The sequence below is a fragment of the Methanomethylovorans sp. genome (assembly GCF_041447285.1).
In the GTDB taxonomy this organism is placed as follows: domain Archaea; phylum Halobacteriota; class Methanosarcinia; order Methanosarcinales; family Methanosarcinaceae; genus Methanomethylovorans.
Genome location: NZ_JBGMEB010000016.1, coordinates 70178 through 81618, shown reverse-complemented (window position 1 = coordinate 81618; position 11441 = coordinate 70178). Strand labels below are relative to the sequence as shown.

The 11441-nt window shown below is 41.4% G+C and carries 9 protein-coding genes and 1 tRNA gene; all 10 read left to right on the top strand.

What is annotated here, in order from left to right; genetic code table 11:
• Positions 1–209 precede the first annotated feature (209 nt).
• The 10 genes from ACC612_RS10170 to ACC612_RS10125 all read left to right on the top strand — a co-directional run bounded on the left by ACC612_RS10170 (position 210) and on the right by ACC612_RS10125 (position 11365).
• Positions 210–956: a hypothetical protein gene (locus ACC612_RS10170; protein ID WP_371854420.1), complete on the top strand. Its 747-nt coding sequence runs from the start codon at positions 210–212 to the stop codon at positions 954–956.
• 24 nt (positions 957–980) lie between these two features.
• A complete protein-coding gene (locus ACC612_RS10165; protein WP_371854419.1) occupies positions 981–1259 on the top strand; it encodes a 50S ribosomal protein L44e in 279 nt (92 codons plus the stop codon).
• A 6-nt stretch (positions 1260–1265) separates the two neighbouring features.
• Positions 1266–1442, top strand: coding sequence for a 30S ribosomal protein S27e (locus tag ACC612_RS10160; protein ID WP_333787928.1), 177 nt, complete (start codon positions 1266–1268; stop codon positions 1440–1442).
• A gap of 19 nt (positions 1443–1461) precedes the next feature.
• Positions 1462–2259: a translation initiation factor IF-2 subunit alpha gene (locus ACC612_RS10155; RefSeq protein ID WP_371854418.1), complete on the top strand. Its 798-nt coding sequence runs from the start codon at positions 1462–1464 to the stop codon at positions 2257–2259.
• Positions 2260–2266: 7 nt separating this feature from the next.
• Positions 2267–2473 carry an RNA-protein complex protein Nop10 gene (locus tag ACC612_RS10150; RefSeq protein ID WP_371854417.1) on the top strand — a complete coding sequence of 69 codons (207 nt, stop codon included), beginning with the start codon at positions 2267–2269 and terminating at the stop codon, positions 2471–2473.
• Positions 2427–3209 carry a proteasome assembly chaperone family protein gene (locus tag ACC612_RS10145; RefSeq protein ID WP_371854416.1) on the top strand — a complete coding sequence of 261 codons (783 nt, stop codon included), beginning with the start codon at positions 2427–2429 and terminating at the stop codon, positions 3207–3209. The genes ACC612_RS10150 and ACC612_RS10145 overlap by 47 nt, the downstream gene beginning before the upstream one ends.
• Before the next feature lie 4 nt (positions 3210–3213).
• Entirely contained in the window at positions 3214–4458 is a 1245-nt protein-coding gene (locus tag ACC612_RS10140; protein ID WP_371854415.1) for an endonuclease Q family protein, read from the top strand.
• Between the two features lie 49 nt (positions 4459–4507).
• Positions 4508–4623: transfer RNA gene (locus ACC612_RS10135), tRNA-Ser, on the top strand.
• Between the two features lie 51 nt (positions 4624–4674).
• Positions 4675–4944 carry a hypothetical protein gene (locus ACC612_RS10130; protein WP_371854414.1) on the top strand — a complete coding sequence of 90 codons (270 nt, stop codon included), beginning with the start codon at positions 4675–4677 and terminating at the stop codon, positions 4942–4944.
• Between the two features lie 226 nt (positions 4945–5170).
• The gene (locus ACC612_RS10125; RefSeq protein WP_371854413.1) at positions 5171–11365 is read left to right on the top strand and encodes a PAS domain S-box protein; all 6195 of its coding nucleotides are present in this window, start codon (positions 5171–5173) and stop codon (positions 11363–11365) included.
• Positions 11366–11441 lie beyond the last annotated feature (76 nt).

Sequence of the window (11441 nt, the reverse complement as noted above, 5' to 3'; positions counted from 1 at the left end):
GGAGTGTCATATACATCCCAGCAGGCCCAGCAAGAAGGCTGGACTATTGTATTCTAAAAGCTGAAAGGAAAACTAGTATGGAGAACATATTTTTGAGAATCGATCCGAGTGGAAGTTCACAAAAGGAAAAGACCTTAAAGTGGAATCAGGGAAGTAAGAGCTGCTCGAATATGGAGCATTACACCTAATATTTTGAGGTGTCACAAACTATGGATAGGACAGAATTGAAAGATATCCTGCGTAGTGAAAGCAGTTCTTCTCTCAGAGCACTTGGCAGTGACTTTTATGAAAGTGTAGCAAAATACATCCGGGAACTTGAAGATGAGATAAGACTTATCAACAATCCCAGATCCGTTGAATCAAGAATGCTGGAAGATGAACTTCAAAGTGCCATCACTGACATCGAAGTAATATTTCTGCGCAGGATAAAGAAGATCACTACAAGGGCAACTTCGAACGCGTTCTCCAAAAAGTCACCAAGTCAGGACTTGGATAAACTGCTGCCTGCTGAAAAAAGAATATATGATTCAGTATTATCTGCAATTAATTCCGCAAGGGGAGAGCTACTAGACCCAATACTCAACCCAGAAACAGTAACTTCTGCCCAAAAAAGTGTGTGCGTTGAAGAAGGCACCTTAAAAAGCAGTGTTCTGCAAGAGCCTTATAGAATTGAATCAAGAAATGAAGCAGACAAAATGGATACTCAAGAAGTCTCCGAGAGAGTAGATTCTGGAAGAGTACCGGAAATTTCCAGGGAAAACATTCCAGACGTAAGAGGCAAAAGTAATATAAATGAAGAGTTCGTTGTTGTGCGAATACTGAAAGACTTACCTACCTTTAAGGCTTTAGATAATCGTAATTATGCGCTGAGTGCTGAAGATGTTGTTGTTTTGCCGACCCTTAATGCGCAAGGTCTTGTAAAACGCAACGTTGCACACATCATCAAGAAACTATGATTCAGATCAATAAAGGTGTAGATAATGAAGATCCCAAAAAGATTCAGAACACACTGCCCTTTCTGTAAAAAACACACCGAACATGTGGCGGAGAGGGTGAAGAAAGGAAAAGCTTCTTCACTGACACATATCGAAAGACAGAAGAAACGCCAGATAGGAATAGGAAACAGCGGAAAGTTCTCTAAGGTTCCTGGTGGAGACAAACCCACAAAAAGGATATACCTCAGGTACCGCTGCTCGGAGTGCAATAAATCACACCAGAGACCATGTTTCAGAGCAAAGAAATTCGAATTTGTGGAGTGAGAGTAAATGACAAAACCAAAAAGCAGATTCTTGCGTGTTAAATGCAATGACTGTGAGAACGAACAGGTTATCTTTGGCAGCGCAAGCACCAAGGTAACATGCCTTGTATGTGGAAGGACTCTTGCTGAGCCTACCGGCGGCAAATCAACTATAACAACGCATATCCTGGAAGTCCTGGAATAAGTGCACCTAAAGTGATCAGATGGAAATCAATGAGTGGCCAGATGTTGGCGATTTTGTAGTATGCACAGTGAAGGACGTAGTGGACTTCGGTGCATATACCACACTTGAGGAATATGGTGGAAAAGAAGGATTTATCCACATATCCGAGATTAAGGCCGGATGGGTAAAATATGTACGTGATTACGTACGAGAAGGCCAAAAGATAGTATGTAAGGTCCTAAAAGTGGATACTGGTCGCAGACACATTGATCTGTCCCTCAAAGATGTCAATGAACACCAGAAACGTGCAAAGATCCAAGAGTGGAAAAATGAGCAAAAAGCTGCCAAATGGATGCAGTTTGTAGCAGAGGAAACTAAAATAAAGGATGAAGAGCTGGATAAGTTAAGAGTTAAACTCCATGAGACTTTTGGAAGCCTTCATTCAGCCTTTGAAGAAGCTGCCACCAACGGCGAGGGTGCCTTTACTGACCTTAAATTGAAGAAGAATGTAGTAAAGAGCATACTAAGGATTGCTCAAGAGAACATAAAACTGCCATTTGTAGACATTGCGGGTTTTGTGGATCTGAACTGTTATCTGCCAGATGGGATCGAAATTATAAAGAAAGCATTAATGGCTGCCGATGAGGTTCAGAAAGAAGGTGTAAAGGTAGAGATTACATATACCGGTGCTCCAAGATATAGGATCAAAGTAATTGCACCTGACTACAAGACCGCTGAGCTGGTATTGAAGAATTCGTCTAATGCTGTAATAACCACAATACACAAACTGGGTGGCCAGGGTGTGTACCACCGTCATAACGAAACTGTAAAGGCGTGATATACTGGTGGGTTCCAGGATAAAAAAGTGTCTCCTCTGTGGGCAGTATGTATTAAAAGAAGTGTGTACTCATTGCGGAGGAAAGGCGGGTAACCCTTTGCCCCCGCATTTTTCACCGCTTGACCCCTATGGGAAATATCGCAGAATTGCAAGGAATAGGGATATCAATGCGCGAGAACAGGGTAATTCACCTAGAAAGGAATGTAGAGATTAAAAACCCTATAATGATAGTGGGGCTTCCAGGCGTAGGTCACGTCGGGAAACTTGTTGCTGAACATCTTGTAGAAGAGCTTGAATCTACAAAGATCATTGAAATATATTCTCCTCATTTTCCTCCTCAAGTACTCGTAGATGAGAACAGTGAGATAAGAATAGTTAACAATGAGATCTATGTTTGCAAAGCAGGCGAACAAGACCTTCTTGTGTTGATAGGCGATCATCAGAGCAATACAACGAATGGTCACTATGAGCTTTGTGGACTTTATTTAGATCTCGCTGAAGAAATGGGAACAAAAATGGTGTACACTTTAGGTGGTTTCCCAACTGGCCAGCTAACTCACATTGATGAAGTACTGGGTGCAGTGAATAAACCAGAACTTAAAAGCAGGCTGGAAGAAATAGGAGTCCAATTTAAACCAAACGAGCCTGGAGGAGGTATCGTTGGTGCTTCAGGTCTCATGCTTGGCCTCTGTAAACTTAGAAATATTGATGCTGCATGTTTGATGGGAATGACATCTGGATATGTCGTAGACCCAAAAAGTGCCCAATCTCTATTGAAAATAGTATGCAAGCTATTTAATGTGGAAATAGATGCAGGGCCTCTTGAAGAGCGGGCAAAAGAGATGGAAAAAATAGTGGCACGGCTGAAAGAGTATGAACAGCAGCAGCAACAAACCCAGATGATACCGGAAATAGGAACAGGAGACGAAGATCTGAGATATATAGGGTAATCCCATGAAGATCAATGCAGATTTACATCTGCACTCCAAATATTCTATGGCATGTTCCGATAGGATGGAACTGCCAACTATGGCTTCTGAGGCTTCAAAAAAGGGCATAAATCTTGTTGCCACCGGGGATTGTATCCATCCAAAATGGCTTGAGCATATCAAAGAAGCTGCCCTTGACGATGAAACAATAAGGGTTAATAATACTGATTTTATACTTACAACTGAGATAGAGGATAAGTTCAGGGTACATCATCTTCTGATCCTGCCTTCCATATCCAAAGCAGAAGAACTAGCGTTAGAAATGGAAAAGCATGGGGACATAAGAACAGACGGGAGACCTACTGTTCGAATAGGTGGTTGCGAAATTGCGTCCATCGCGAAGGATATAGGTGCATTGATCGGCCCCTGCCATGCTTTCACTCCCTGGACTTCCATGTACGCTGCACATGATTCACTTCAAAGCTGTTATGGAGACATGACGGGATACATATCTTTTGTTGAACTTGGACTGAGCGCAGATAGTGACTACGCGGATCGTATCAGTGAACTGCATAGGCTCACGTTTCTTACTAATTCCGATGCGCATTCTCCAATGGTAAATAAACTTGCCAGAGAATTTACACAATTAGAAGTCCCTGAGGTTACATTTGAAGGTGTTGAGAAAGCAATCCTAAGAAAAGAAGGCTATGGGCCTACCCTTAACGTAGGATTCTACCCCCAGGAGGGTAAATACAATGAATCTGCCTGTATCAAATGTTTTACCCACTACACTATGCAGGAAGCAGTGCAACTGAAATGGAAATGCAGTAAGTGCAGAGGACAGATAAAAAAAGGCGTGCGGGACAGAGTGAATGAACTTGCAGACCTTGATGAACCTCATCACCCTGATCACAGACCACCCTATATACACCTTGCACCTCTTTCCGAAGTGATAATGATGGCCTTAGGACATGCCAGCATTAACACTAAAGGAGTACAATCAGCCTGGAACTCGCTGGTTGAAAGATTTGGCAGTGAAGTAAAAGTACTCCTGGAAATCCCGGCTGAGAGAATGGATTTTGTGGACCGCAAAATAGTGAATGCTATCCTGGCATTTAGGAACGAAGAAGTAATTATTCATCCTGGTGGCGGAGGACAGTACGGCTGGCTGGAATTGCCTGCAAAAATAAAAGATGATTCTACACCATCAAAAACCGAAAAAAAGAGTATGGATAAGAAAGATAAACAGAAGTCTCTGTTCGAGTTCTGAGCACGATATCTATATAAAAGATTAATACCTTCAAGTTCGCAGCATCAGTGCCGAGGTGGCAGAGCGGACCAATCCAACGGAGTAAATGCCCAGGAGTCTATATGCGATCGGCTCGAGACCGGTTTCCCCTGACGGGGTGCTTGGGTTCGAATCCCAACCTCGGCGTGACCATTACAGTCATAAGCCCAACACTTTCACCCTGCTTATTTTCATAATATGTCCTGGAAAAGGATTATCGAGGCAGCTTATTCACAAAAGAACAAAGACACTATTTTTACTTTTGTGAACGTATTGTATGCAGAAGGCTTGCCAGACGCAAGGATTCTTAAATACATGAGCCAGTTGAACATTATCAGTAGGAGTTTTGGCAAGGATTTCGATCAGGTCACAATCACAGATAGGTACCGTTTTATGGCTGAACTGGAGAAATTGGATAAAATGGATTTGAATATATATTTCCAGCGAAATCCTTTTTACATAGCGTAATATAATAAAATAGAAAGAAAAGATACTACACATGGATAATTATTTGTTTAAGATGTAATCTACATTCGTTGTATTATGCTATTCACACCTAATAAAAAATTTTTGTAATTGTTGCAAGATACCATGAATAGGCAAAATCGTCGATTATACATTTCATAACCTAACTTAGCCAATGCATTGACTCTCCAAAAGAAGTTAGCCTGTAATTAAGCTATGAGGCGATGATGTGTTCGAAAACAGTATTCAAGAAAGGAAAGCCCACAGTGAGAAGTACTTAAGTATTCTCCAAAAGTCCCTGGATATTGTATTCTGGTCTGCAACATATCCTGAGCTTAAACTCCTTTACATCAGCCCTTCAGCTGAAGAAATATTTATGTTGAACCCGCAGGAGCTTATTAACAAAAGCAAGCTCTGGTATAAACATGTACATCCTGATGACATGCACATTATAGAAACTGCGGCAAAACAACTAGAGCTAATTGGAGAGGTTTCTGTAGAATATCGTATTTTAAGGAGCGATGGAAGCATTTGTTGTGTCAGGGATAGCTCCGAGGTAACTTACGATGAAGATAATATTCCTTTGTGTGTAGAAGGAGTTATAATAGATATTAGCCAACACAAAAAGGCTGAAGAAGAACTCCGCCTTAGAGAAGAGCGATTAAAAAGTCTTATTTCAATTCTCCAATATAGAACGGATTCAGTTCAAGGTTTCCTTGACCATGCACTAAATAAAGTGATTCAACTTACTCAGAGCAAGATCGGCTACATATACCATTATAATGAACAACGAAAGGAGTTCACTCTCAACACATGGTCAAAGGATGTGATGAAAGAGTGCACCGTTTCTAATCCTCAGACAATATATAAACTCGAGAAAACAGGCATCTGGGGAGAAGCAGTCCGACAGCGTAAACCAATAATAGTAAATGACTTCCAGGCCACTAATCCTTTGAAAAAGGGGTATCCTCAAGGATATGTTGAACTTTACAAGTACATGACAATACCGGTGTTAAAAAATGGAGAGATAGTTGCTGTTGTCGGAGTAGCCAACAAAGAATCGGATTATAATGAAAACGATATGTTTCAGCTTACTCTGCTTATGGATTCTGTATGGAATGTTGTTGAACAGAGAAAAACTGAAGAAGTGCTGAAACAGACCGAAGAGTACATCCAGGCATATAGTCTCCTGCAGGGAGTCTTTGAAAGCCCTAAAGATGTTACCATATTTGCCATTGACAGAGCTTACAGATACATTGCCTTCAATAAAAATCATCTGTTAAGAATGGAGCTTACATTTGATGCCAAGATCGAGGTTGGGGTTAGTATACTCAGTTATATCAAATACCCTGCTGAGAGAAGAGTGGCAAAAGTTAACTTTGACAGGGCACTCACAGGTGAAGCATTTACTCATTTTGAAGAATATGAAGATTCTTTGCATCACAGGCAATATAATGAGAATTTGTACAGTCCACTTAAGGATTCCGAAGGAAATATTATAGGTCTTACACTCTTTTCATTAGATATCACAGAGCGCAAACACGCAGAAGATAATCTGAAATATTCAGTATCATTGCTTAATGCATCTTTAGATTCGACCGCTGACGGGATACTTATTGTGGATAGATATGGGAAGATAACCCAGTGGAATCGAAAATTTGCCGAGATGTGGAATATTCCTGAAGAAATACTTTCCACTCGGGATGATGCTACTGTAGTGAATAGCATTCTATCGCAGCTTTCTGATCCGAATCTATTTTTATCCAAAGTAAAAGACATATACGCACAGCCGGATGAATCCAGTTTTGATAGCATTGATTTTATGGATGGGCGTATTTTTGAGCGATACTCACAGCCTCAGAAAATAGGTGAAGAGAGTGTTGGCCGTGTATGGTCATTCCGTGACATCACTAAACGCAAACTGGCTGAAGAAAAGCTGCGGGAAAGTGAGAGCCATGTAAAGCGGAAGCTAAATGCCATTATGGAGCCAGAGGGGGATATAGGAGAACTGGAACTTGCAGATATTATTGACAGCCAAACTCTGCAATCTCTTATGGATGACTTTTACCGATTGACCCATATAGGTGGTGCCATTATTGATAACAAAGGCAAGACCCTGGTTTCTACCGGATGGCAAGACATCTGCAAGAATTTCCATCGAGTACACCCTGAAACATGTAAGCATTGCGTTGAGAGTGATTCACAGTTTTCCAAAGATATAGCTAAGGGAACATTCAAGATCTACAAGTGCAAGAATAACATGTGGGATATCGCAACACCCTTAATGGCATCGGGAAAACATTTAGGTAACCTGTTTCTGGGACAATTCTTCTTTGATGATGAAGATATTCCCCACGATACATTCAGGCTTCAGGCTAAAAAATATGGGTTTGATGAAAAGGAATATATGGAAGCACTCGAGAAGGTGCCACGCTGGAGTAGAGAAAAAGTCAATGCCGTAATGAATTTCTATACTCAATTAACGTCCTTCATCTCCTCACTGAGCTATAGCAATATCAGACTTGCAAGGACACTGAAAGAACGGGATGAACTGCTTACCTCGCTGCATGAGAGTGAAGAAAAGCTCAGATTGTTCATAGAGCATGCACCTGCTTCCTTAGCTATGTTCGATCGGGATATGCGATATATAGCCGTTAGCAGTCGTTGGATAAACGACTATTCCCTTTATGACCAGGATATTATTGGAAAATCTCATTACGACATATTCCCGGAGCTCAGTGACGAATTGAAGGCAGTACACAAACGGTGTATGGAAGGAGAGGTTATTCGCAACGATGAAGATCGTTTCGAGCGGGCCGACGGAACTATACAGTGGTTACGCTGGGAATCAAGGCCCTGGAAAGCGGCTGATGGCACCATTGGCGGCATTGTTATTTTCATAGAAGATATCACTGCACGCAAAATAGCTGAGGAAAAGCTGCACGAGAGTGAAGAAAAATTAAGACTTTTCATAGAGCATGCACCGGTATCGTTAGTTATGTTGGATCGCAATATGAGGCATATAGCTGCCAGTCGCCAATTCCTCGATGACTTTTCCCTTGGTGACCAGGATATAATAGGACTGAATCATTACGATGTTATCCCGCTTGGTTCCAAATATAAAGAAATGCATCAAAGAGCTCTGAAAGGAGAAGTTGTCCCCATAGAAGAAAACTTTTTTGAGGGAGAAGATAGCAGAGTACATTGGGTATGCGGGGAAGTCAGACCATGGGAAGCAGCTGATGGTACTATCGGCGGTATTATAATTTTCGTTGAACATGTCACGGAACGTAAAGAAGCTGAAATTGCACTCAGGGAAAGTGAAGAACGATTCAAAGCACTGCATAACGCATCCTTCGGTGGTATAGGCCTTCATGATAAGGGCATAATCCTTGATTGCAACTTAGGTCTCTCCGAAATGACTGGTTACTCACATGAAGAACTGATAGGAATGGATGGGCTGTTACTGATAGCCGAGAGCTGTCGGGACAAAGTGATGGCAAATATCCTTGTAGGTTACAAGGAATCATATGAAGCTATGGGACGCCGTAAAGATGGAACAGAATATCCAATCAGGCTGGAAGCAAGGAATATACCATATAAAGGAAAACAGATTAGGGTTACTGAGTTCAGGGACATAACCGAGCAGAAAAGAACAGAAGAGGCTTTGCTTGAAAAGACCGAAGAACTTGAGGCTTATTTTACATCCAGCCTGGACCTTCTATGCATTGCCAACACCAAAGGAGAGTTCATCCGCCTCAATCCTGAGTGGGAAAGGGTACTTGGATATTCTATAGACGAGCTTGAAGGACGTGCCTTCCTTGATTTAGTGCATCCTGAAGACCTGGAATCTACTATTGAGACGGTTTCTAAGCTGGATAAACAAGAATGTATATTTAACTTTGTAAACCGCTACCGTGCAAAGGATGGTTCGTATCATTGGATAGAATGGCGTTCCGTGCCAAGAGGAGAACTCATCTTTGCCGCAGCCAGGGATATCACAGAACGAAAGTTAACAGAGGAGAAACTTGAAAAGGAACGGTCCCTGCTAAAAGGTATCTTTGACTCCATACCAGATATGATATTTTTCAAAGATCTCAATGGAGCATACATAGGAGGCAATACAGAGTTTGGAAACTTTTTGGGGAAGGATGTTGAAGAGATAAGTGGAACTACAGCCTATGATTATTTCACAAAGGAACATGCTGACGTATTCATGAACATTACCCAGGAGGTCATGAAAAAAGGTATTATCAGACACGATGAAACGTGGCTGGACTACCCGGATGGTTCAAGGCGTCTGCTCTATTTTATCAGAGCACCGCTGCGCAATTATACAGGACAGATAATCGGATTGGTGGGTATTGGTCGTGACATTACTGCTAATTGGAATGCAGAGAAAAAACTGCAGGAATATGCTGATGAGCTGAAGGTAAAGAACCTAGAGCTTGACAAAGCCCTGATAAGAGCAGAGGAAGCCACCAAAGCAAAAAGTGAATTCTTAGCCAATATGTCCCATGAGATACGCACACCAATGAACGGTGTGATCGGAATGACAAGCTTGCTACTGGATACAGACCTTAATGAGGAGCAACGGCACTATGTAGATACAGTTAAAATGAGTGGAGAAGTTTTGCTTGAACTCATCAATGATATACTTGACATATCCAAAATAGAAGCTGGTAAGCTGGAACTTGAGGAAATTGACACTGACCTTAACAATATAATGGAAGAAATAGCGTCATTGCTGGCTTCAAGGATCAATGATAAAGACTTGGAACTTATCTGTACAATGGAACCTGATGTTCCCGCGAATATCAAGGCTGACCCCACAAGACTAAAGCAAATACTAATCAATCTGGGTTCCAATGCTATTAAGTTCAGCCATAAAGGCGAAGTTGTCATCCGCGTGACCCGTAAGTCAGAAACAGACTCACAGGCTACATTGCTATTTTCTGTAAAAGATACAGGAATAGGAATTCCAGAGAACAAAAAGGACCTGCTTTTTAAGAAGTTCAGTCAGGTTGATGCCTCTACAACACGAAACTATGGAGGTACGGGACTTGGACTTGCCCTTTCAAAACAACTTGTGGAACTGATGAATGGGGAAATAGGGTTTGAAAGTGAAGAAGGAAAAGGCTCTGAGTTCTGGTTCATAGCTACTTTTGAGAAACAATCTGGTAAAGATACAAAGGCAAAGTATAGCACCAAACTGGATGGTGTGCACGTACTTGTGGTAGATGACAATAAAACAAACCGTGAGATTCTTGTCAAACTATTAAGCTCATGGAATATGGATGCAGAGGAAGCTGCAGATGGACCTTCGGCGCTTAATGCTCTTTTCAAGGCATATGAATCTGGGAAACCTTTCCAGATAGCTCTGCTTGACATGCAGATGCCGGGTATGGATGGAATGTTGTTGGGGCGTATAATCAGCTCGAACAAAGACCTCGATAATGTTTCGTTGATATTGCTAAGTTCTGCAGGACAACAGTCTGATATCTGGAAGCAGAACGAGGCCAACTTTAAAGCATGCATCACAAAGCCAGTAAAGGTATCTGAACTCTTCAACAAATTATCTGACATGTCTGCCACTGATAAACAAGCATATGAGCCTGAGATCAGTGCAGAAGGATCCGAGATTCATATTATTCCGACCAACAAGGCAAGAATCCTACTTGTTGAGGACAATTATGTGAATCAGCAGGTTGCACAGAGCATGTTGCAAAAATTAGGTATTACTGCAGACATTGCCAACAATGGACTTGAAGCAATAGAAGCCCTTGAGAAGATAGAATATGACCTTGTTTTGATGGACGTACAAATGCCTGAAATGGACGGATTCGAAGCTACACGGTACATCCGTGACCAACAGTCATCAGTCCTTGACCATCATGTTCCCATCATTGCGATGACAGCACATGCAATGAAAGGATATAAAGAAAGTTGTCTGGAGGCAGGCATGGATGACTACGTACCAAAACCAGTTTCATTGCAATCACTTAGAAGATTACTTGAGAAATGGCAGAATCTACCGCAAAAAGAAGGCTATTTGGATGATATGATACCAGAAGAGAAAAAGCCCTCAGTAAACTTTCCAATATTTGATAAAGAGGAATTTCTAGAAAGAGTAATGAATGATGAGAAAATTGGAAGCAAGATAATACGAATCTTCCTTGAGGATACTCCAAAACAGATCAATGCTCTCAGAGAAAGCATAGAAAGAGGAGAAGTAGACAAGGTAAGTTGGTATGCACACAAGATAAAGGGCTCATCATCCAACATGGGAGGTATAGCCCTAAGCAGCGTAGCTGCTGAGATGGAGATAGCTGGAAATGAAGGTAAAATTGAAAAAATAACTGCTCTGATGCCAGAAGTGGAAAAACAGTATGAATTACTGATCGAGCAACTTAAAGAAGTATAATTTGATATTTTTGAGTTTATTATTATAGAAAACGTCGAAGTTCAAGCGATGAGTGGAATGGACGGTTAAAAAATAT

Excerpts from the sequence above, each read along its gene's own strand:
- ACC612_RS10170 (WP_371854420.1), top strand. The coding sequence starts at position 210 with ATGGATAGGACAGAATTGAAAGATATCCTGCGTAGTGAAAGCAGTTCT.
- ACC612_RS10165 (WP_371854419.1), top strand. The coding sequence starts at position 981 with ATGAAGATCCCAAAAAGATTCAGAACACACTGCCCTTTCTGTAAAAAA.
- ACC612_RS10160 (WP_333787928.1), top strand. The coding sequence starts at position 1,266 with ATGACAAAACCAAAAAGCAGATTCTTGCGTGTTAAATGCAATGACTGT.
- ACC612_RS10155 (WP_371854418.1), top strand. The coding sequence starts at position 1,462 with ATGGAAATCAATGAGTGGCCAGATGTTGGCGATTTTGTAGTATGCACA.
- ACC612_RS10145 (WP_371854416.1), top strand. The coding sequence starts at position 2,427 with ATGCGCGAGAACAGGGTAATTCACCTAGAAAGGAATGTAGAGATTAAA.
- ACC612_RS10140 (WP_371854415.1), top strand. The coding sequence starts at position 3,214 with ATGAAGATCAATGCAGATTTACATCTGCACTCCAAATATTCTATGGCA.
- ACC612_RS10130 (WP_371854414.1), top strand. The coding sequence starts at position 4,675 with ATGTCCTGGAAAAGGATTATCGAGGCAGCTTATTCACAAAAGAACAAA.